This is a genomic window from Cerasicoccus sp. TK19100 (genome assembly GCF_027257155.1).
GTDB classification, from domain to species: domain Bacteria; phylum Verrucomicrobiota; class Verrucomicrobiia; order Opitutales; family Cerasicoccaceae; genus Cerasicoccus; species Cerasicoccus fimbriatus.
Window position 1 is genome coordinate 656,341 of sequence record NZ_JAPWDU010000001.1, and the last position, 22,545, is coordinate 678,885.

General features: G+C 57.3%; 14 protein-coding genes. 6 read left to right on the top strand and 8 right to left on the bottom strand.

Annotated elements, in window-relative coordinates; translation table 11 throughout:
- From O3S85_RS02645 to dnaG, 3 genes are all read right to left on the bottom strand, one after another.
- On the bottom strand, nucleotides 1-6,255 hold the full coding sequence (locus tag O3S85_RS02645) for an autotransporter outer membrane beta-barrel domain-containing protein (protein WP_269537667.1): 6,255 nt from the start codon (nucleotides 6,253-6,255) through the stop codon (nucleotides 1-3).
- A 292-nt stretch (nucleotides 6,256-6,547) separates the two neighbouring features.
- Nucleotides 6,548-8,410, bottom strand: a complete 1,863-nt coding sequence (gene rpoD / locus O3S85_RS21185) for an RNA polymerase sigma factor RpoD (RefSeq protein ID WP_332107527.1) — start codon at nucleotides 8,408-8,410, stop codon at nucleotides 6,548-6,550.
- A gap of 21 nt (nucleotides 8,411-8,431) precedes the next feature.
- Complete coding sequence (dnaG, locus tag O3S85_RS02660) at nucleotides 8,432-10,273, bottom strand: DNA primase (protein ID WP_269537669.1); 1,842 nt, start codon at nucleotides 10,271-10,273, stop codon at nucleotides 8,432-8,434.
- Between the two features lie 225 nt (nucleotides 10,274-10,498).
- Between dnaG and O3S85_RS02665 the strand changes: the two genes are divergently transcribed.
- From O3S85_RS02665 to O3S85_RS02675, 3 genes are all read left to right on the top strand, one after another.
- Complete coding sequence (locus tag O3S85_RS02665; protein ID WP_269537671.1) at nucleotides 10,499-11,044, top strand: PEP-CTERM sorting domain-containing protein; 546 nt, start codon at nucleotides 10,499-10,501, stop codon at nucleotides 11,042-11,044.
- 90 nt (nucleotides 11,045-11,134) lie between these two features.
- A complete protein-coding gene (locus O3S85_RS02670; protein WP_269537673.1) occupies nucleotides 11,135-11,464 on the top strand; it encodes a hypothetical protein in 330 nt (109 codons plus the stop codon).
- 207 nt (nucleotides 11,465-11,671) lie between these two features.
- Complete coding sequence (locus O3S85_RS02675; RefSeq protein WP_269537674.1) at nucleotides 11,672-12,715, top strand: uracil-DNA glycosylase; 1,044 nt, start codon at nucleotides 11,672-11,674, stop codon at nucleotides 12,713-12,715.
- Nucleotides 12,716-12,763: 48 nt separating this feature from the next.
- On the opposite strand, the gene O3S85_RS02680 is transcribed toward O3S85_RS02675, so the two are convergent.
- Nucleotides 12,764-13,327 (bottom strand): type VI secretion system tube protein Hcp, encoded by a 564-nt coding sequence (locus O3S85_RS02680; RefSeq protein WP_269537675.1) that lies wholly within the window; start codon nucleotides 13,325-13,327, stop codon nucleotides 12,764-12,766.
- A 20-nt stretch (nucleotides 13,328-13,347) separates the two neighbouring features.
- Nucleotides 13,348-14,850 carry a hypothetical protein gene (locus O3S85_RS02685; RefSeq protein ID WP_269537676.1) on the bottom strand — a complete coding sequence of 501 codons (1,503 nt, stop codon included), beginning with the start codon at nucleotides 14,848-14,850 and terminating at the stop codon, nucleotides 13,348-13,350.
- A gap of 281 nt (nucleotides 14,851-15,131) precedes the next feature.
- Here O3S85_RS02685 and O3S85_RS02690 point away from each other — a divergent pair, with 281 nt between their 5' ends.
- Nucleotides 15,132-15,938 (top strand): alpha/beta hydrolase, encoded by an 807-nt coding sequence (locus tag O3S85_RS02690; RefSeq protein WP_269537677.1) that lies wholly within the window; start codon nucleotides 15,132-15,134, stop codon nucleotides 15,936-15,938.
- 3 nt (nucleotides 15,939-15,941) lie between these two features.
- Here O3S85_RS02690 and mnmM read toward each other — a convergent pair whose 3' ends face one another.
- A complete protein-coding gene (mnmM, locus tag O3S85_RS02695; RefSeq protein ID WP_269537678.1) occupies nucleotides 15,942-16,505 on the bottom strand; it encodes a tRNA 5-(aminomethyl)-2-thiouridylate-methyltransferase MnmM in 564 nt (187 codons plus the stop codon).
- Nucleotides 16,506-16,612: 107 nt separating this feature from the next.
- Here mnmM and O3S85_RS02700 point away from each other — a divergent pair, with 107 nt between their 5' ends.
- A complete protein-coding gene (locus O3S85_RS02700; protein ID WP_269537679.1) occupies nucleotides 16,613-17,131 on the top strand; it encodes a TlpA family protein disulfide reductase in 519 nt (172 codons plus the stop codon).
- 10 nt (nucleotides 17,132-17,141) lie between these two features.
- Here O3S85_RS02700 and O3S85_RS02705 read toward each other — a convergent pair whose 3' ends face one another.
- A complete protein-coding gene (locus O3S85_RS02705; protein WP_269537680.1) occupies nucleotides 17,142-18,203 on the bottom strand; it encodes an NAD(P)/FAD-dependent oxidoreductase in 1,062 nt (353 codons plus the stop codon).
- A 65-nt stretch (nucleotides 18,204-18,268) separates the two neighbouring features.
- Complete coding sequence (locus O3S85_RS02710; protein ID WP_269537682.1) at nucleotides 18,269-21,733, bottom strand: PPi-type phosphoenolpyruvate carboxykinase family protein; 3,465 nt, start codon at nucleotides 21,731-21,733, stop codon at nucleotides 18,269-18,271.
- Nucleotides 21,734-21,979: 246 nt separating this feature from the next.
- Between O3S85_RS02710 and O3S85_RS02715 the strand changes: the two genes are divergently transcribed.
- Complete coding sequence (locus O3S85_RS02715; RefSeq protein ID WP_269537683.1) at nucleotides 21,980-22,513, top strand: GbsR/MarR family transcriptional regulator; 534 nt, start codon at nucleotides 21,980-21,982, stop codon at nucleotides 22,511-22,513.
- Nucleotides 22,514-22,545 lie beyond the last annotated feature (32 nt).

Here is a 22,545-nt window from a genome sequence, read left to right on the forward strand (position 1 = left end):
TTAGAACAGCAAGCCAGCGCGGAAGGAGACGGAATTCGCGAGGAAGTTCTGGCCAAAGTCCAGGTTGTATTGTAGGCGGAACTCGGCGGCATCGGCTTTAATCAGGTCGATGCCGATCTCCACATTGCCGACCCAGTCATCGCCCTCGTAGGAAGTCGTGAGGGTAGGGCTTCCGGCTGGCGTGGAGGCCAGGCGAGAAGTGATGGTGTGATTGGAGTTCGACCACCATTCAGCACCAAACCGGCCATAGGGGCGCAGCACCGAATCGTCGATGTTGATACGTCCGCCGATTTCCACTTCGGGATTCAGGCCTACCTGCGTCAGGTTGCTCTCGTTGAAGTGCATGTTCAGCGCGCCACCACCGGATTCAGTGTAGGCGGGGATGTTCATGTGCATCAGATCGATATTGGAGCCGGGGCGGATATACCACATGCCCATATCGAAATTATAGGCACCGCGGAGTCGTCCCGAGTAAATGTAGTTCTTTTGCGTAGAGGTGGCAGTGCGGAGCGTGCCTCCGGAATTAACGACACGGGAATAATCCATCTCTCCGTAGGTGAAGCCCATGGAGCCGGACAGCAGCCAATTCTCATCGAGGATTTTCTTCACCACGGCACCACCGGCGTAGTAGTCACCGTTGCCGGATGATGGAACGTTGGTGGCCGTAACATTGCGGCTGGTGAAGTTGAGGCCGCCGCCGAGATACCAACGATCGTGCAGCTCCTGCTGGCCGCCAAAGTGGAACACGGTGTCGTCCTGGTCGTAGCCGGAAATCTGTTGGCTGTTGCTATGCTCGAGGTTTGTATAAGTGGTCCGCGCATAAGCACCGCTGGCTTCGGAAAGCTGAGCCGTGTCGCCCACGAAGACCGGGATCGAGTGCAGGCTCTTTTGGAAGCTACTGGCACTGTGTGCGGCACTGGCCTGCGTGGCGGTATGGACTTCCGGAGACAGATCTTGCAGCGCCTTTTGGTATTCGCCGGACGAATTGATGTTCAGCAAATGCGTGATGTGCTCGCCGGTTTCGCCAGTGCTGGCCTGCGTGCTGTGTGCACCAGAGGTGTTGATGAGCGCATTCAGATAGTTGGCCGATGCGCCGACATTGGGGCGAGAATCGCCAAGGTCTTTTAGCGCCTTGTGCGGATCCACGTTGGCCTTCAGGCGAACGTCGCTTAAGATCCCGTTGTCTTGCACGATGCTAAAATTCACCATGGAACTCTGGGTTATCTGAATGCCTTCAGTGTTGATGTCCTCCAATAGGCCGCTCTTGAGGATGGTAAATTCCGAGCCGTTCAGCGTGCTCAAATCGGTGGGCAAGCCGTCTTTGACGAAGTTGGGCTTGATCTTACCCTGCGCTAGTGAAGTGCTGCCACCGGACACGGTTAACATGTCGTTCTCAGAAGTGCGGCCATTGAGGTCCAGGTTCCACACGCCGGTCTGCGTTTGAGTAAAGCTACCATTGAGTGTGCTCTTGCCGATGACACCCGGGCCAGCGATATCGAAAATGCCAGCATTATTGAACACTCCACCATTGAGATCAATGGAATCTCCCGGCTGGTAGGATGCGTGTTGGTTGTTGTTAAAGGTAATCGCAGAGCTGCTGTCGTTGGTGCGGATGTTGCCAATGATAACGCCGAGGAGGTTATTATTGATGGTAGTCTGTCCGGTGTTGCTGAGGCTGATGGCGGTGCCGGATTTGGCGCTGAGTGTGCCATGGGAGTAGTTGATGCTGTTGCTGTCATTGCCGCCATCGAGCCAGATGCCAGCCGCGTCGTGGCCATCGCCGCCCGTGATGGAACCCTTGTGAGTCAACTCGATGCTTCCGTAAGAGTCACTAAAGTCGGAGAACACGGTGCCTTCGCTGGCCAGGATACCATTCTGTGCAAAAATGCCGACAGCTTGATATCCGGTTGCGGAAATGGTGCCCACCAGATCGATGATGGTATTGCCAGTAGAGCCTCCTTGCGTATTGCTGCCACGGTACGAGTGGCCGTTGAAATCGTGGATGGTAATGCCGCCTGCCGAGCCAACTGCGCCACCGCCATTGGCCAGATTCTGTGTGTAGATACCGTGGGCATAATCGCCGGTGGTCTTTATCTGAACCGAGTGGGCGTTTTCATCCGCCATCACGATGGAAAGGTTGCCGGTGCTTGCGTTGCCGCTGGAACCACCTTCCGGCGCTGCTGCGAGGAATTCTCGGAGCGAGTCAACGGCACCCTCAAAGGCTCCAGTATAGCCACCGCCACCACCAATTGCTTGTGCGAAAATGCCTACGGCACCTTTGCCGCTGGTTTGAATCGAAGCGCGGTTGCCGAGGTTTATCGTAAGGTAGCCTGCATTGCCGTAGCCCGCGCCGAAGTATCCGGTCACGGTTTGCTGGGTGTTCGTGCCTACGCCATCGGAGCCAAGGCCACCACCGCCGCCGATGCTTTGCGCAAGAATGCCGAAAGCGTTATCGCCGTGCGTTGTAATGGCTCCATCGTGGTTGATGATCAGATCGCCACCATCGCCGTTGTTGCTCCAATCACTGCCAAGCTGCAGAGCGATCGTCCCCGTCGCGTTGTTGAGGCTGTTGATGTAGTCATTCTTTAAGTCATTTAAATCAACGCCATTGTCTGTCAGAATCGTCTCGATTTGCGTTACGAAATTGGGGTCTGTCGCGACGCCACTACTGCCGTCGCTATCCGATGGATTCACTAGGAAAAGGCCGCCACCGCCGCCAATCGATTGTGCTACGACGCCATGAGACTCGGAGCCGTAGGTTTCGATGGAGCTGCTCTTATTCACGTTGACCGTGACTATGTCGCTCTGGGAATGGCTGCCATTGGTACCTGCGCTGCCGAGCTGGCCAGATATATCCAAGCCGAAGGTGCTGTCGGTTGTGGAGAAGACCGCCACGCCGCCGCCGCCGCCGATGCTTTGAGCAAGGATGCCGAATGAAGAATGTCCGTGAGTGGTGATCTCACCAGCGTGGGTAACTGTCACTGCGGCACCATCGCCTTGGGCTCCATCTGTGCCGCCAACGCCGAAGTTGTTGTCAAACGGGTCCGCTGCCGACAGGTCTTTTTCGAAGGTGGTGCCATCTTGGCCAGCGATGCCGCCTGCGCCACCACCACCGCCAATTGAGTGGGCAAAAATACCGAAGGCTGCATCACCAAAGGTTTCAATATTCCCCTCGTTGGTCACGGTGACGGTTCCGCCATCGCCACCCGCGCCGCCAGAGCCGCCGATGCCAACATTGAAGCTCATGGAGGGCATGCCATCGTCGCCTTCCTCGTCATCCTCACTGTTCAGGTAGTCTTTCAAGTCGTCGGCGACACCGGGCGCGCTGTCTTTGAGCTTGTTGTTCAGTAAGTCCTTGATCTTGGAAATGTCTTTGCCGAAGCCGAACTTTTCGCCCACGTAACCTTCGATTTTATCTTGCACGAATTCATGGAGTTCTTCGAAGTCAGCGTCCGCCGTTTGGGTTCCGCCGACGCCTCCACCACCGCCCACTGATAGCGCGTGAATGCCGTGTGAGCCATCTCCATTGGTAATGATGTTGGCGTTTTTGGTGTTGCTGACGGTGACTGCATCGCCATGAGAGCCACTGCCGCCGGAGCCGCCGATATTGAATCCGATATTGATGTTCTGCGCACTGGAGCTGGCCCCGGAAGCGCCTGCGCCACCACCACCGCCGATACTGTAAGCCAAAATGCCGCGGGAGTCGCTGGCACCGGTGATGATCGTACCGTCATTGGTGGCGTTGACCTTACCACCGTGGTTCCCGCTGCCGCCCGAGCCACCAATCGAGATATTGGTGTCGATATTGGTGCTATTGGACAGGGAGAGATATTGGATGTCTCCCGCAAACTCGAGCTTGATGCTGGGCGTGGTGGTCGAGCTGGAGCCGGTGCCGCCATCGCCACCACCGCCGCCAACGCTGACGGCATGAATGCCATCAGAGGCAAAGCCATTGGTAATGATGACACTGTCCGTGTGGACGTGGGCATCCACTTCACCTCCGGTGCCGCCATCGCCACCGTTACCTCCAATGGATACGCCCACGTTTGCCTGCTTGCCGCCGCCGTAGGTGTTTGTCTGAGTGAGGGCGTTGCCGCCCATGCCGCCACCGCCGCCGATGCTGCTCGCGTAAATGCCGCGTGATTGCATGCCATTGGTGACAATCATGCCGTGGGTGTCGACCTGGACTTTGCCGCCGCTTGCGCCGCCGCCGCCGTCGCCGCCAATGCCAATCGTGGCGCTGGCTGAAGGCACATCTGGCAGGCTTAGCACCGAAGAGAGGGCAGAGGCCTGGCCGCCTTTGCCGCCGCCCCCACCAATACTCACAGCGACGATGCCGCTGGAGTCCGAGCTCTCGGTGGTGATGTCGGAGTGGTAGTCGATGGTCACGGATCCGGCATTGTTGCCATCACCGCCGGCACCGCCTTTACCGATGTTGACTCCGAGTCCGAGGGTGTAGTCATTGGTCGAAGCCGCACCGCCCATGCCTCCCGAACCGCCGATGCTGAAGGCCTCGATGCCGGAGGAGGATACGCCAGACGTTACGATAGGGGCTTGGTAAAATTGTTTTTTATCCGCGTTGATCACATCAGAAATAGTGACATCACCGCCTTTTCCTCCCTGGGAACCGCTACCGGCATCGCCAACGGTAACGATGATGCCCGATGTTTGGTCGTCGCCTCCTTGCCCGCCGCCGCCGCCGAGACTCTGCGCCAGAATCGCTGGAGCGTTGGAGCCGCCAGTGGTGATTGCGTTGTTATTTTGAATGGATACTTTTGAGCCATCGCCACCCGTGCCGCCGTCTCCACCTTGGCTGAAGAACCAACCGCTGGGGCTTCCCCCTGATGCGCCGGAACCACTGTCCTGAGCTGCATTATTCGCCACTTGGAGCGCGCCTGATGCGTTGCCCCCACCGATGCTCTGGGCAATGATGCCGATGGCGTTGTCGCCTTGAGTCGAAATGGATCCGGTGATGCCTGTGGTTGAGCCAGTAATGGTTACCGTCCCCGCTTTGGCGGATTGACCACCATCGCCACCATGGAAAATGCCGTCGCCACCGCTTCCGCCCGTGCCGCCTACGCTTTGCAATACAACGCCAAATGAGTGGTCGCCCGTGGTTGAGATGCTACCTTCATTGGTGAAGGTGATGTCGCCGCCGTTACCGCCTATGCCGCCGTAATCGTTAGAGCTTCCCCCGGAACCGTCACCTCCGTCGCCGCCAATTGACTCTAAGGTTACGGTTGGCGCTACATCTCCGTCAGTAGAAATATGGCCGGAATTGGTGAAGCTAACGCTGCCGCCGTTGCCGCCTGCGCTGCCCCAAGTGCCCGTTTCGCCGCTGCCGGCACTGCCGGCACTGCCGCCATTGGCTTGAGCGATGATCGCTGGGACACCGTCGCTTGAAAGTTTTACGATCGCCTTTTTGCCGATGTCCACGGTCACTTTGCCGCCACTTCCAGCAGGGGCGGAGTCACCGGCGACTCCCGTTCCTTCGGCCGTGTCATCGCCACCATTGCCTCCATCGCCACCGCTGGCGGATATGGTGACGCCGGTGACGCTGGGGGAAAGGTTTTCTCCGGTTAGTGAGCCATTGATGGTCAGGTGGGCGTCGCCTCCATTGCCGCCGATATCGCCGGTGCCAGGGTAGTCATTGTCCTCCCAGAAGTGGCTGTTTTTGCTGGCGCCATGGCCGCCATCGCCGCCGTCAGCTTGCATCGAAATGCCCGCGGTGAGGGGGCCAGCAAACTGAAGACTGCCATTTTCCGCGATGGTTAAAGCCAGGTAGCCGCCATTGCCACCGACGGTGGTTATGGGGGTAATGTTTTCCATGGCGTAACCATCCGAGAAATTACCGCCTCCGGTGTCGCCACCGGATGCAGAGAGCGTCACTGCCGGTCGTAGCACGATTTCTTGATCGAGGGCAGTGTCGATGGTGATATCCAAGTTGCCGCCGTTGCCACCGCTGCCATCCTTGGCGTCACGATTACCATTTCCACCAACGCCCCCGTCGCTAATGATCGTGATAGGCAAGTTTTGGGGCAGTTCTGACTGGATTTCGCTCGTTTTGAATGTCGCGTCACCTCCATTTGTGCCGCTAGTTCCCGAAGTGCCAGGATCATCGGTGCTTCCGTAAGAGCCATCGCTGCCTGCGGAACCGGAGAGGTCCAGTTGATAAGCGGGGGTGACGTCAGCCCATAGCGATGGCAAAGCACTTGTGATGATGCTGGAAGTTAACAGTAGAGTTATTCCCTTCATGATTGTGCAGTAGTACAGACCTTATTTGGGTCGTTTTATTTTTCTGAGCGGTGATTAATTAGGGCCATTTGCGCCTGATATTGTCAATTTTAATACTTTTGCCTGTGTGATTTCACCGAGGTTTAGGTATAATCATTCATGTTGAGAGTTTGAGTAAGGCGCTTTGAATATATTCCACATGGTTTCAATCTTTTGGGGATGAAGCATGGCACTCGCGTTGTTGAGAGTGTGATGGCACAAAAAAACAGCGCCGGAATGTTCCGACGCTGTTGATGAAAGAGTTTGCGAAGCCTTACTTCTTGAAGTGCTCGAAGCCGGGGCCGCTGGTGTCCATCTCGCCTTCGAAGAAGCCGTGGAGCTGGCGGATACGCGTCGGGTGACGCATCTTGCGGAGGGCCTTCGCTTCGATCTGGCGGATACGTTCGCGGGTGACCTTGAACTGGCGGCCGACTTCTTCCAGCGTGCGGCTGTAGCCGTCGACGAGGCCGAAGCGTAGGCTCAGGACGCGGCGTTCGCGCTCGGTCAGCGAGTCGAGGACGTCCATGATCTTCTCACGCAAGAGCGAGTAGGCGGTCATGTCGTAGGGGTTTTCCGCGCCCTTGTCTTCGATGAAGTCACCGAAGTTGGTGTCGTCGGAGTCACCTACGGGGCTTTGCAGCGAAATGGGCTGCTGGGCCATTTTCATGATCGCTTGCACGCGCTCGACCGGCAGATCCATTTCATCGGCAACTTCTTCCGGGGTCGGCTCGTGGCCGAGTTCCTGAAGGAGCTGCTTCTGCACCTGCATGACCTTGTTCAAGGTCTCGATCATGTGCACCGGAATGCGGATCGTGCGGGCCTGGTCGGCAATGGAGCGGGTGATCGCCTGGCGAATCCACCAGGTGGCGTAAGTGGAGAACTTATACCCGCGGCGATACTCGAACTTTTCAACCGCCTTCATCAGGCCCATGTTACCTTCCTGAATCAGGTCGAGGAAGGAGAGGCCGCGGTTGGTGTATTTCTTGGCGATCGAGATCACGAGGCGGAGGTTGGCCTCTACCATTTCGGTCTTAGCGCGGTGGGCCTCACGCATGTTGCGGCGCACCTCGCGGATCAGCTCCAGCATCTCGGCGGCGTCCAGGCGATACATCTGGGTGATGTCGTGGAGGCGCAGCTTGATGGTAGCCGGGTCGTGCTTCTTGTGCTTACGCTGCTGAACCTTTTTGGAAATTTCCAGGTGGTCGAGGTGGTCTTCGATCTCACGCAGGGTGGGGGACAGGTTGTCCAAAAACTCCTCGAAGACCTTCATCTTGAAGCAAAACTTCTTGAAGATCGGCTTGAGCTGGCCTTCGTATTTCTTGAAGCGGGTGACGGCGCGCTTTTCGTTGGGCGAGTCGTTCTCGTGCTTCTGGATGTCGGCCCAGGCCTTTTCGCAGCGCGCTTCGATGTCGTCGGACTTCTCGATGAGCTGCGGCAGGGACTTGAAATACGCCTCGCGGCTTTCGATCTTCTTATCCAGGACGACGCGGTCGAAACGCTCTTCACGGTCGATGAGCTTCTTGGCGAGGTCGATCTGGTAAGTTGTGGTCAGCCCAACGGAGAACAGCAGGTCCATGGCCTTGGACTCGGCCTTTTCGATGCGCTTGGAAATGGAGACTTCCTGCTCGCGGGTCAGCAGTGGCACCTGGCCCATCTGCTTGAGATACATGCGAACCGGGTCATCGAGGATGTCCTGGTTGGCTTGGCGGCTTTCCTCTTCTTCCTCTTCTTCAAGGCGGGCCTTGTAGTTTTCGACTTCTTCGTTGTCGAGGATGTCGATCTCGAGGTTTTCGAGGATGGAAATGACGTTCTCAATTTCTTCCGGGTTGTTGATACTCTCCGGGAGCGCGTCATTGATGTTCTGCACCGTCAGGTAACCCTGCTCTTTGGAGGTGCGGATCAGGATGCGGATTTTGTCATTAAGGTGCGCGGTGGCGTCGGCTGCGGCTTGCGCATCCTTCACCGGCTTTTCAGCTTTCTTGGTGGCGACAGGTTTGACGCTGCTGGCCTTTTCAGGGGCAGCTTTTTCCTGTGCTTTAGTAGCTGCTTTCACCTTGGCCTTGGCGGCTGCGGCGGTCTGCGGCTTGCTGGATTTAGTGCTACGGCTTTTTGCGGTCTTTTTGGCTTTGGACGGCATGTTTTTGCTGGGTGTGTCTACTTAGTTGGGCAATTCAATGGTGGGAGGCTGAAGCTTGAGGCGGCGAAGGCGGATGCGCTCCTGGTGAAGCTTCCGCATTTCCTCAGGCGGGACAGATTGAGCGTTTAGAATACGCTCTTCCAGATCTTGCTGGGCGCGTTTGATGTATTGTTCGAATAAGCGGCGAATGCATTCATTAACGGCTTGGATCGGGTCTTCAAAAGTAAGTTCGCGCGTGAGCAATTGGTAAATATAGTTCCGTTCGTCCTCATTTTCAAGAAGGGGTTCCAGTGTTTCCGCGCCGTCCCATTGATCAATCTCGGCTTCTGCTAGGACAAGGCCAAGCAGCCTCCCGTCTCGTTGGGAGGTGTCAAGCCATTCATGGTCAATGGTTTGTGCATAATGCTGGGCCAGATCTGGCCGATGTAAAGCGGTGAATAATAAGACTGACTCCGCGCTTGTCAATTTTTCAGTGTTACCGTTCTGCTGGGCGGGCTGGGGCGCAGGTTGGCCCTGAGCGCGCTGGTCGCGCTGGCGGTGGCGGCGGAAGTCCGTCTCCAAAGCCGAGCGGTCAGTGCGCGTAAGATGCGCCAGTTCGTCCAAATATTCCCCTCGTACAACGGCGCTATCGCAGCCGGCTAAAGTGGTAAACATCGTTTCCAGCACCGCCGCCTTGTCTCGCGGAGTCGACTGGCCGGGTTTAGGCAGTAGCGCATTGACGGCAAAACGGACGGCGCTCAGGCGCTTGGCGCGGAGCTCTTCTAAGGCATTGGCTCCCTGATCGCGGAGCAGGTCGTCCGGATCCATGCCTTCGGGTAGGGGGAGAAAATGCACCTCCAGACCGGCGGCGAGGGCCAGTGGGAGCATCCGCATGGCCGCCTTTTGTCCGGCGCGGTCGCCATCGAGCAGCACCTCGATTTTGGGCGTGTATTTACGCAGCAGGGAAAGCTGGTTTTCGGTGATTGCCGTGCCCTGCGGGGCAACGGCCTCATGGACGCCTTGCTGAAAGCAGCGCAAGCAGTCGAGCTGGCCCTCGACCAGGACAAAGGCCTTGGTCTCGTCGATGTGCTTACGAGCGTGGTCGAGGCCGAAGAGCACGTTGCTTTTCGTAAAGAGTGGCGTCTCGGGCGAGTTAACGTATTTTGCTTCCTTGGAGTTGTCGTCCTCGGGCACGAGGTCGGTGGTGCGTGCGGTGAACGCAATGACGCGGCCCTGGATGTCGCGGATGGGAATCATCAACCGGCCGCGGAAGCGGGGCCGGGCCCGGGAGGCGTCCCGCGCGTTGTCGTAAATGTAAAGCAAGCCGCAGGCCTTGAGCGCCTCAATGGAGAAGCCCTTACCTGCCATGTATTTCACAAAGCCTTCGCCGGAGGAGGGGGCCAGGCCGATTTTGTATTCGTCGGCCATTTCGAGCGGAAACTGGCGCTTTTCGGTCCAGTATTCGCGGATAAACTCAGCCTCAGGGTGGTCGGCGTGGAAGGCGCGGTGGTAGTAGTCCGTCGCGACTTCGTGGATCTGGAACAGCTCTTTGCGCAGTGATGCGCGCTCCGGTGTCATGCCGTCGCTGTCGTATTCCAGCGGCACGTTGTAGCGCTCGGCGAGGAATTCCACGGCCTCGGGGAAGCTGAGGTTTTCCTTGAGCATGACAAAGCGGAAGAGGTTCCCCGCGTTGCCGCTGGAGTAGTCGTGGAAGACGTTTTTCTCCGGGTGGACGTAAAAGCTGGGCGTTTTCTCGCTGCCAAATGGCGATAAGCCCCGCCACTGGGCTCCTGCGCGCTTCATTTGCGTGTATAATCCCGCAACGTCCACCAGGCTAACTTGCTGGTTGATGGTATCGAGGCAGCTTTGCGCAATTAAGGGCATAACGTATGAATCTGGCAGATATCCCCTCCAAGGCCAAGCGCGCACGGAAGTTTTTTTATAGAGGTCGCCCGCAATCTAATTTGCAGTTGAGAATGTATCAGCTAAGAATCTTTTGGCCCTGACTGCAATTACACTTGATTTGCAAGATGGTAGGGTTATTAATTGCTGGATATGGGTATTATACGCTACATTCTGCCACTGGTCTTAGTAACTAACCTGAATGCAATGTTGATCTTTTCATTGCAGGATGTCGGATCGGATTTGGTCCTTACCGCGACTGGGTCCGTGAATAGTATCACGGGCTTGAACGTCGCTTTAATCAACCAGCCTGGGGGCAACTCTAACATGAATGCCTCGGCTGGACTGTTCGTTGCTGGAACTGGCACCAGTTTTAATCAGTATAATAACCTAAGTGGTCCGTTGTCGATCGGCTCAGGTGGCGGTTTTGGTATTGCAACAGGTGGTTCGTCAGGTCCATTTGCGGGAATTAACGGCTCAGGTGGGAGCCTCTACACGGAAGGAAATTATGTGTTGGGCACGCCGATTAACAGCACTTCCTTTTGGACGGGGGCGTCGCTGGCTTCCTACGGCATCACGCCTGGGGTCTACACGTGGACTTGGGGTGGCGGTTCGGGTGACTCAGCTGTGCTCTACGCAGGTGTGACTCCGATCCCCGAGCCGACAACTTACATTGCGTTGGCGGGCTTTGTTGGGCTCTGGCTGTTTGTGTGGCACCGGCGTTGGGTGAAGGCGCATCAGTCAGCGGAATAGCCGCTAGTGTCGCAGCTTCTACCGCCAAGCTCGGTTTGCGGGAGTAGACGGATGGGATTCTGTGGCGAAAGGTTTAACTCAATTCCGCCAATGAATCTCGACTCCATCCGTCCGCTACGTCCCGTTTTCCTGATCTTCGCCATCCTTGGCTTTTGCGTGATCAACGGTCCGTTCCTCTATATCGCACTCGCTGATCAGGCGACGTATGATGCCGGCATGAGCAACGGCTTGGCCCAGGTCTTCATGGCCGAGGCCTTCCTACTGATGTTTTTCTTCGCCTTCCTGATCGCCAAGCTCGGCCTGAAGAAGCCCGGCTGGGGGTTCTTTATTTGCATGTCCTTACTCGGCAGCATGGCCTTCAGTATCCCGCTGCAGCTGTATCTGTGGCTTGGGCGGAGAGATGGACTGAAGGAGAATTAGCCTTCATCTCTGGCTTACCGGAGGGCAACATTCTATTGTTGCCACCCTCTGGAACAAACAGCGTGAGCGGGCAAAGGGTGGCAACAACGGAGTATTGCCCTCCAGCACATCTCAAACGAACCGCTCGGTCAGGGGATTCATACCTCAATCTACGCCATCCGCGCCTTTTTCCTTTAATCTTTTTCCTTTAATCTTTTTCCTCTCCTCATGCGCGCTCAGTTGGAAGCAGTTGTCGAGGAACTCAAGCGTTGGCGAGATGCCGGGCAGGGCTCGGTTTACCTGGAGCCAGGGACGCTGGATGCTCTGCGCGCCAAAGTCGGTGAGATCCGTGCGGCTGCGCCAGCGGGTTCGTTGCCTGATCCGGAGGCAAGCTCGGGACAGGGCCGCAAGGTCGAGCCCGCGTTCGAGGCCCAGCATCAGCATGGTCAATCGCGCCGTCCGCGCATTAAGCAGGATGCGGACGTGATTAAGGATTTCATTGCCAATGCCGAAAAGCCGCAGTCTGCCTCTAAGCCTTCGACACGTTCAGGCCAGGGAGTGGCGGCCAAGAAAGCCGCGCAAAAGGGGCAGGGCTTGCCGGAGGGCGTGAAGGAGATTCCCGCGCCCACGCCGTTCGAGCTTCCAGAGGGCGACAAGCAGGCGCAGTGGGACTGGCTCCGCGAAAAGGTCCTGACCGACGAAGTCTGCAACGAGCACCTGCGCCCGGGCAAGCAGGTCGTATTTGGCGTCGGCAATCTCGATGCGGACATTTTCTTCTGCGGCGAAGCGCCGGGCGAAGATGAGGAAATCCAGGGCGAGCCGTTTGTCGGCAAGGCTGGTCAGCTGCTCGACAAGATCATCGGCGCCATGGGCGTGAAGCGCGAGCAGGTCTACATCGGCAATATCATGAACTGGCGGCCCGAGCACGATAAGCCCTTTGGCAACCGCGCCCCCGTCGAGGCCGAGATTAATTACTGCCTGCCGTATTTGATCGGCCAACTGGAAATCGTAAAGCCCAAGGTGATTGTGGCTCTCGGCTTAACGGCGGCCAACGGACTGCTCGGCTACGACCCCGACCGCCGCATGGGCAAAGTCCGCGGGCAGTGGTTGGAGTTTTCCGGCGTGCCCCTGATCATCACCTACCACCCGAGCTACCTGCTCCGCAACCAGACCAACCAAGCCAAGCGCCTCGTGTGGGAGGATATGCTCCTGGCGATGGAAAAGGTCGGCCTGCCGATCTCGGAAAAGCAGCGCGGGTTCTTTCAGGGCTAGCGGGTGTTGGAAAAGGTGGCACCCGGTGTCCCTCTATTTGAGCGCCTCCTAGAGTGGTTCGTTGGTTTCCAGATTCCAGCCCATGGAAAATGAATCGCCTGCTTCGCCAGTTTTGGGATCAACAGTCTTCGTTTCGATCGTGATCTTTAAATAAGCAATGTCGACTGAGAACACGCCGCGGTCGCCGTCCGCGCCTTGGAGGTCAACGGAGGCAATATAGCAATCTTCCAGGGTGATTTTGAGGAATTCAATTTTCCCCGATGGGCCGGTCAAGTTAACACCGGTTAAAATAATTTCTTCAGTTTTGGCGCCATTGGCGGCGAGCAGAAAGAGATCCGGGATGGCCTTTGAGTCGGTTTCGATGATCGCATTGAGCGCACTCCAGCTGGATGTGCCAGACGAGATGCCTCCCGAGTTAACGACGAGGTTGTTGCTGACGCCCAAACTGTAGGACAAGAGCTCAATCTGATTTTCATAGCCCACAATTTGGCTGCCGCCTTCGATTGCCGGACCGTTTATGGACATGAAATAGTTAACCTGTTGGCCGAGCAGGCTGGACGGCAAGAGGGCGAGAGCTATCGACGCGAGGAAACGCAGTAAGTGATTTTTCATAATAAGCGTGGAATCTTGGTTTAAAGGGGAATGGGCGGAAGGTATTCGATCACAATGCGGCCAAAGCGACTGGGGCCAGGTTCGGGATCGTCGATGGCGAAGACTGCGCGGTCTTGCCCGGAATTATCGTAAAGAAAAGCGCCGATGTTGGAGACGCGATCCCACTCAACCATGTCGTCGGAAAACTCCGCATGGTAGAGCAGGGGAACGCCGGTGCGGGCGCCAAATGCAATGCGCAGGTTGCCGCTGCTGAGGAAGCCATTCGGCGCAAAAGCGTAGTCCTGCGGCTCGCGGTCGGCGACGGTTGGGTCGTGGCCGAAGGCGAACTCTTCAATCAGCGTTAGGCCGTCGCCGTCGAGGTCACTGTTCATGGCCGCGTTCTCGCCGTAGAATCCCATTGCGGAAAGGTAGTCCAGGTAGGGCAGGCGTTGAATGTGATTGATGCGGACGCTCAGCGGGCCGCCAGCTGCGGTGGGCACGCTCTTGGAGAAAAAGATGTAGCGCGCGCCAGTGGGCATGGAGATAAAGGTGTTGGTGCTGATGAGAAAGTCCTGCGCGATGTTCGTGGGCGTGGCGAATGCGGCGTCCTGACCCCGAACCTCGTTTGTGTAAACGGACCTACCCGCCTTCACGGGGGCGGGGATGCGTTGGAACTCGTTGCCGGCAAGTAGTTCATTGGTTCCCATGAACACGCCGAGCAAGTGGTTGGCCTTGCCATTGCTAAAGGATGCGCCGTTGCGTTGAAAGAGCAGGATGTCGCCCGCGCGCATCAAGGGAAACGCGCTGAAGAGATCGATACAATTGTCGTGATCCTCGGAGGCCTGATCCGTCGCGGGGATGACGTTGACGGCGCCCAGACCGCGGTGGAGATAGGTGTCCGTCGGGGAAATCTCCAGGTCCACATAGCTGTCAATCGGCAGCTCGGGTAGGGGCGGTAGCTCTGGTTTCAACTGGAATTCCAGGTCGCCGATGTAGAATGGGACGCGCACTTTCGAAGCTTCATCAACCGCGTAAATGAGGACCAGGAAGAGCTCGGATTTCGGGTCAATGCCGCCGACGTAAACCGGGCCGCCGTCGCTGATGACATTGGTGCGGTAGACGAATTGGTAAGACGGACTGAAGAACTCAATGACGAAGCGGGTCTTGGCCGGCGTTTCGGGTTCCATGACAGCGCCAAACCCCTGCACGCCTTTGGACAGGTTAAGCTGAAAACTGCTCTCCGGGCCGCATGTGGCGTACACGCCAGGCATGGCGGTGTCGTCACGCTGGACGATCTGCGGCGTGTTGCCGTTATTTGCTGAAACACTGAGCGTTAGCTCGGAAGAAAAGCCGCTGATAGTTGTGCCCAGCGGAACTTCCTGGCTGGGCGGCGAGGTAAGCAGGTCGTTCCAAAAGAGCGTCGCGGAATTCCAGAGATTGTTCCGTTTATCGACGGTGAATGGCGCGGCGAAACCTGAGCTGGGCAGAGCCAAGGCAATAAATACCAGGATGATGCGCTGCCAGAAAATGCGGCCTAACGTCATTGTGCAGTAGTGGAAATTGAAATAGTAGTGACCTTATACCATAGCAGCTGTTTCCTTAATAGCCAGCATTAGTTAGGATTTATCAGTGGTTGGTTAAAAATCTAGCGGGCATGAAGCCATCCGTGAGGGTTGACAAATTAGCAGTTAATCCACCATCGTAGTCTAACATGATATTCCCCCGATTGCTTTTAGTCTTCTTGCTGTCTTCCTTATTCGCTTCGGCTGCCCAGCCGTTCAAACGCTCCGATGTGGAGACTGAGGTTAGCGCGCAAGGTTGTCAGGTGGATCGTTTCACAATGCACTCGCCGTCGATGGACCGCGACATCAAGGTGGTCGTCGTGCTGCCGCCGGCCTATGCCCAAGACTCGCAGGAGACCTTTCCCATTCTCTACACGCTGCACGGCTACGGCGCCCCCTACGATACTTGGGCCTCGATGCCCAAGCTCCAGCAGCAACTGACGAAGACGCCCTTCATCTATACCTGTTTCGATGGCGACATAGGCTCATACTACATAGATTCATTTTATCCAGTGAAGACCGAGCGGGACAAAGAACTGCGTGAGTCCGAGGAGCCGAAGACTTCGAAGTTCATGACTTTCTTTTTCGACGAGTTCATACCGGCCATCGACGAATGGTACCGCGTGAATCCTGAAAAGCGCGCGGTGACGGGCTTCTCGATGGGTGGCAGCGGCGCGCTGACTTACGGGCTGGCGCACCCGGAAATGTTCTCATCGATCAGCGGCCTTTCGTCGGCCTTTATGGATTTCTCCGGCTCCGAATCCAAGGCCAGCGAGCGGATACAGAATTACCTCGGCCCGAAGGACGAGTATCCCGAGCGTTACGAGTCGCTGGATCACTACAAGCTCATCGAGAAGCACATGGCCGACGGCGTGAAGTTGCCGCCGATTTATCAGCACATCGGTACGGAAGATTTCCTCCTGGACGAAAACCACAAGTTTCAACAGTTCGCGCAGGAGAAGGGCCTCGACCTGACCTACGAAGAATCAGCCGGCGGCCACAACTGGAAGTTCTGGCACCCGGCCAGCGTGGGCGTGGCGGAGTTCCACTGGCAGCACTGGCAGGAGTAGGGCTCAATAATACAAGCTGAGAAGACGCGGGCTGTCGTCGGTGGGGTGGTCGCCGTCGTTCCATTCGACTTTGGCAAAGAAATCGGCGTTGGCTTCGACCCATTGAATGATCATGGATTCCTCGTCATGGCCGCCGTCGTGGCCGCGGTAGATGAGGATTGAAATCAAGCCACCGGGGGCGAGAAGCTTCTTGCAGACGTGGAGCGCCGCGTGGGTGGAGTCCGCGCTGGTGTTGACGGATTTATCCGAGCCTGGCAGGTAGCCGAGGTTGAAGACAATGGCTTTGACGCCGTGTATCCAGGGCGTCGGCGCGTAGTCGAGCATGTCAGCGTGGCTGCCTTGGATCAGGATTGCCTGTTTGCGGAGGCCTTCGTCGATCAGCCGTTTATCGGTGTTGATCAGCGCCTGCAATTGCTTGTCGATCGCCATGACTTTGCCCGCCTTACCCACGAGCTTGGCGAGAAAGGCGGTGTCGTGCCCGTTGCCCGCAGTGGCATCGATGGTGAAGCTGCCCGGTTGGACAACGGCGGCTAACTGATCGTGGGCGACTTGGGTTAAGCGGGGCATGGTGTTGGTGCGTGTTAATCAGGTGGGAACAATGAATGTTCGGTGTTTACTTAACTCGGTGAAAACTGTTAAATAAAATTATGATGAAATCTCTACTCCTTATCCTCGTGTCGTTGGCCGCTGGTTTGGTCACTGCTGAATCTAATTTTTCATACGCCTTTGAAGGGGACGCTGCCAAGCGCGAACGGCTTGCTGGTTTGCAGGACTCGTCTACGCCGCCGCCATTTGAAGTCACCGATTGGGAGAACTCTGCGCCTCTGAAACTGTCTGAGCTGAAGGGCAAAGTTGTGGTCCTTGATTTTTGGGCGACTTGGTGTGGACCCTGCGTCCGCAGCATTCCACACAATAATGAGTTGGCGCAGAAGTATGCGGATGACGTTGTGTTTATCGCGATCACGCACCCCAAAGGCTCGGAGAAAACTCAAGCGATGATCAAGGAGAAGGGCATTGCTTACCCCGTAGCGATCGACAGTGAAGGCAAGACGGCAAAGGCTTATAAAGTGAACGGCTACCCTGACTACTTTATCATTGATCGTGAGGGAAATATTATTGTGGCGGACTGCCAGAATAGCAAAGTCGACGAGGTGTTGGCCGAACTCATTCCCGAGCCAGGCAACAAAGGCTAAAGCGTTTGCCTCAGGCTCGTTTCTTGCGGGGAGGACGTGCACGAAAATCACAATCTTCAGGTAGCGGAGCGCCGGTTAGCAGATGCTCCGTCAGGTGTTGAGCCAGCCAGGGGATGAATACGTTACCCTTCGAGCCGAAGCCGTTGAACACGCCGATGCGGGGGTGGTCTGGATGAAACCCCGCGCGTGGAATGTGGTCGCCCGTTGCACAGCGAACACCGACACGCTGGCCGACCACACTCAAGGTATGCGTGGGCAAAGTGGCGGCGACTTTGGCAAGGATTTCTGCGCAGCCTTCGTTGGTCGCCTCAAAGTCGGTTTGGCCACGGCCATAGGTGGAGCCGCACCAAGCGGTGCCGTCGGGTTGGGGAATGATCCACTTGCTGCGGTTGATCGGGTAGTCCGGGAAAGCGTGGTTGGAGGCGATGGTGAGAATCTCGCCTTTGTTGGGCTGGAAATTGAAGTCCGCAAACCACGGGTTTTGCAGGATGCGGAAGCCTTCGGCGAAGATGACCCGCTCGGCGGAAATGTCGCGCCACTGGACATGGCTGTCGTCGACGGTGAGCTCGTCGTGTTGAAACTCTGCGTTGCAAAGTATGCCTTGGTCGGTGAAGTAATCGCGCAGGCAATCGAGCAGCGGATTGGTTTCGACGTAGCCGCTGTGGTTGATTTGCAGGCCCCCGAACTCGTCGTTGAGCGGTGAGTTGGAGCCAGCGGGTTCGAAGTTGCCAAGGTAGGGGCGAAAGCGTTCGTCGTCTCGGCGTTGCTCCAGGTAGTCGCGCTCTTTGTCGTTGTCGATCAGGCGGAGAATGGGGGCCGTGTGGAAAAACCGCCGTCCGAACTTTGCCTCCATTTCGCGAAAGAAATCTTGAGCAACCGGGAGGCAGTCTTCGATGCGCCAGGCGAGGTTAAGACGCTGGCCTTGCACGGGGTTGACCATGCCCGCGGCAACACGCGATGAGCTGGTGCGGTGCCCGTCATCGATCACGCGAACCTGATGCCCACGCTGGTGGAGCATCCACGCCAAAACACTGCCAGCCATGCCTTGGCCGACGATGAGGGTTGGGGTCATTGGGATTATTTAAAAGAAGACAGCCCGGGTTGATAGCGTTTCAACCCGGGCTGGCGTTAAGCTGTTTATTGATAGAGGTAAGGGTCGGTTCCCAGGGTGCCCTCCAGTTGTTTCACGCGGCCGTCGGCGCGGAAGACACCGAGGGTTTCGATAGCGTGCTGCAGGCGGGCGTTGAGCTCCTGCGTCTCGTCCGAATATTTCCCGTCCGTGAGCTTCGCAATCGCTTCGTTGAGGTAAGTCTCGTGGCGCTCCCAGAGCTTTACCTCGACGTCCTGGCGCTGCTTCAGGCGAGCCTGATACCAGTCACTGGCCATCATTTTCTTGCGGCAGAACAGGTCGCGGATCTCGGCGTCGGCGAGCGTCTTGCCCTCGTAGGAGCCGTCCTTCATGATGTGAAGCAGGGCCTTGAGAGGAGGACAGGCACCCTCGATGGAGCCGTCCTCAAAGTAGAGCGCGGCGACGCGTTCGTGCACGCCCAGAATGTTGTCCATGCCGTCGGCGTAAACGTCGAGCCCCTGGAGTTCCGGCTTGAGCATTTCTTCGCTCAATACGGCGGCCGGGTTACCGAAAACGCGGCCGAAGTAGTGGCGCACGAACTTGTCGGTGATGCGGTAGCCGAGGATGCTGGACTTGACCGTTTTGCCTTCGAATTCGACATCCGGCACTGGCTCGAGCATGCCATCGGCGATGAGCACTTCTGGGTCGCGTTCGCGTGGCTTCATGCGGCTCCAGACTTCGGGCACGAGGAGGGAAATGTCGTGGTCGACGCGGTTCTTTGGGCCGACGTAACCGGCGGCGGTGATGAACGGCTGGTAGCCAGTGAGGATGAACGACACTAGGGCGTTGTTCAGATCGACAATGGGCGGCAGGCAGTTGAATGGACCCTTGGTCAGCGCGCCTTCCGAGCCGGCACCGGTGGTCGACGGACTCTTGCCAGTCATTGAGGAAATGACCTCCATGAAGAACTCCGGCAGCGGCAGGAAGTGGATCGGGTTGAAGACCGCCAGTGAGCGGATGCCCTTTTCCGGCGGGTTGTTGCGGCGGCCCGGCAGTACGGCGTTGACCGGCATGGGCACGGGCTTGCCTTCGCCGATGCGGCGGAACAAACGCACGCCCATCTCGCCCAGGTAGTAGTTGCGCGGGTTGACGAGGTCGTCGCGGTCCTGGAGGTAGCGCGGGTTCTTGGTCGGCTTACCGTCGACGAGGCGCGGGTTGGAGTTGACCACCATGTATTTGCTGCGCTCATCGGCGAGGAATTCCTTCATCGCGGTCTGCATCGGCTCGGTGAATTGCTCGAAGCGGATGGAGTCCTCGGTCATGTCCTGCACGAAGTCACGGTCGAGTGCCTCGTAGTTGGCGAAGATGTTGCCCGCCTTGGACATGTCTTCTTCGGTGCGCTTGTCGTAGCCGCGGGTGATGGCGTCGTCCGGGCGTTGGAAAAGGCGGAACTCGCAGTTTTCGATGAACTTGATCGACGCGTTGCTGTAGCGCTTGTTGAGGTTCTCGATTTTGTCCGACGGCATGACGACGGCGGCGGAAATATCGTCCTCGGTTTGGAGCTTGGCTGCCGGGTGGAAGTCCTTGCGCAGACCAAAGATACGCCATGAGCCATCGGCATTGTAGCCGACGCGCAGGTACTGGGTGATCAGGCGCATGTCCTTATACTTGAGCCAGTTGCCGGACGAGCCGTTGACGGTGTCCACGCTGAAGCGGCTGCGCCATTCGCCCTGCCAGTCTTCTTTATAGAAGCGTTTGACGATGAAGACGAGCTCCTTGATGTAGAAGGGAATTTCGCGCAGCCACTCGTTGTATTCGTCGGTGTATTCCGGCGCGGGAGTCAGCAGCTTAATCACGGAGCCGAGCGTGCGGGCCTGGCCGAGGATCGGGCGGCCGTGCTCGCGGTTCTTGGAGTCGTCCTTGAAGCGCATGCCGTATTCCTTATCAAGGATTTCGCCAACGCGGTCGAAGTCTGCCTCGAAGTCCGCCGTGATAACCGGCGCGTAGATAATGGCGTCGGAGATTGACTTGGAAATCTCGGACTTGCCTCCGCCGGAAACGGTGCAGGGCTTGTGGCAGAAGGTGCCTTCTGCCGTGGTGCCCACGAGACGCCAGCGACGACCTTCCGTGGCCGGGCGGAGCATCTCGATCTTGTAGCCCGACGGCAGCACGTAGGTGACGTGCGGCTTGAGGCGCATGCAGACGCGGGCGTCGCCCTTACCCCAGCAAACGGTTTGCTCGGCGAGGGAAATCTCGGTATCGGCCGGAACGTAGTGGATGTCCGGGTATTTGTTGTCGATGGCGTAACCCTCAGGCTGGCGGGTGGCGCTGTCTCCGATGATCTTCATCGCACTCTCGAAGGAGTGGTCCAGCTCAGGGATAAACTGCGCAAGGCGGAATTCTTCACCCAGGTCATAGCTGGGGAAGGCGATGGCACCGCCGGCGTGTTCTTCTTCGGCGAGGCCGTAAAGATTCGCGGCGAAGCTGATCTGGGTTTTCACCTCCTTCTTGCAGTAGCCGAAGTAGTTGTCAGCGATGATGGTAATGACCACGCCCGAGGCGTCGCGGCAGGTGAGCTTGAAGGCTCCGCCGTCGTTGTAGAGCTCGTCTTCCTTTTCCCAGCACATACCGTCGCGCCTTTGGAGGTCGGTGGCCTCGTCGATATGGGGCAGGCCAAGCTCGCGCTTGGTCAGGGTGATCAGGTGGGGGGCCAGAATTACGCAGCCAGTGTGACCAGTCCAATGTCGCACATCGAGAGCGGCGTCGTTTTCCGGGAGGAAGGGGTCGCCGGCGTTGCCGAAAATGGATTCCACAAAGTCGAGGTTGGCGACCATGTTACCCGGCGCAAAGAAGCGGACTTCGTAGCGTTTTTCGGAGATGATGCCTTCCACGCCGGGGCAAACGACCGGGCGCATGAGCAGGGAGGTCCAGACTTCAGCGGGCTTGTCGAGCGTCGAAGTGAAGGGCAGCTCCTTGAGGGACGACGGCGGCTTGAGCGCGGCGTCGAGCATGCGGGCAAAGGTGACCTTGGGGACCGACTTCTTGTCGGCCGGAATCGGCAGGCCGCCTTCGGTGACGTGGAAGACGCCCTTGGTGGTGCGGCGGTCGTTCTTCGGATTGTGCAGCACGCCATTGTGGACGCGGTAGCTATTGATGATGTCCGAAGAAAAGTCTTCCTGGTCCGGCGGAAGGGAGAGCACGCGGGCGAGGCCGTGGCGGTCCAGGCAAAGGGTGTTGGAGGGCAGGCGCGGGCGCGGCTCTTCCTTGGGCAGGTCGGCCAAATATTTGTCGATGAAGTCCTGCGCGCGTTGGTCGACCGGGCTCAGGTGATCGGCAAGCAGGCGCGATTGCTCCTGATACTCAGCCAGAATGCCCTTGGCTAGGCGCATGAACGGATAGTTGGACAAGTCGCCGACAATCGGCTGCTTGAGCGCTGCCAGCTTCAAGTTGGCGTATTCGATCAAGAATGGGTCGCGCGAGACGGCGCGGCGTTCTTCGTTTGGCAAAAGTCCGATAGCGGTTTCCAAGTTCATATGGCTGTGGTTTCGAGTTTGTATGACTAACCAGCAGTCAGCAAAAACAGGGCCAAGTGACGGCTCAACGTTTTTCGCTCCAGCGGCTTTGTGATTTTTATGTTAACAATAGTAAAGCTTATCGTTGGTATTGTTTGTATAAGTAAATGTTGAGCTATCAATAGAAAAACGACTCAAGCAGCAAAATTTCTTTGGAATGTGAAAATATGCTTGCGAAATCTGTATTTTCAGAAATTATCGAAAGTAATGATGGAAGCGAACCCCACAACACTTACTGAACTGGAACAGGCCCGCGAAGATTTTATCCGCCAGTGGGGCGCGATGGGCAGCGCTTGGGGAATCAACCGCACAATGGCGATGATTCATGCGGCGCTAATGACGAACCCCACGCCGATGAACACAGACCAGATCATGGAGATGCTGGAGATTAGCCGCGGTAACGCTAACGCTAACCTCCGCGAGTTGGTAGGGTGGGGGCTCCTGCGGCCGACAGCCGTCAAGGGCGAGCGTAAGGACTACTACGAGGCCGAGAAAGACGTCTGGAAAATGTTTTGCGTGATCACCCGTGAGCGTAAGCGTCGCGAGATTGAGCCCGCCATGGCGGTGCTCGACGACTGCGCCGCGCGCACGGAAAAGCTGAAGGGTGCCGAGGCCAAGGAGTTTAACCAGATGATGAAAGACTTGGGCGAGTTCGTGTCGGTAGCGTCCTCCGTGATGGACCGCATCTCTCGATCTGAGCGAAGCAAAGTCGTCCCCACCGCCCTTAAGCTCTTCGGCTAAGGGCAGAATTAGGAAGCAATTCAACCAAGAAA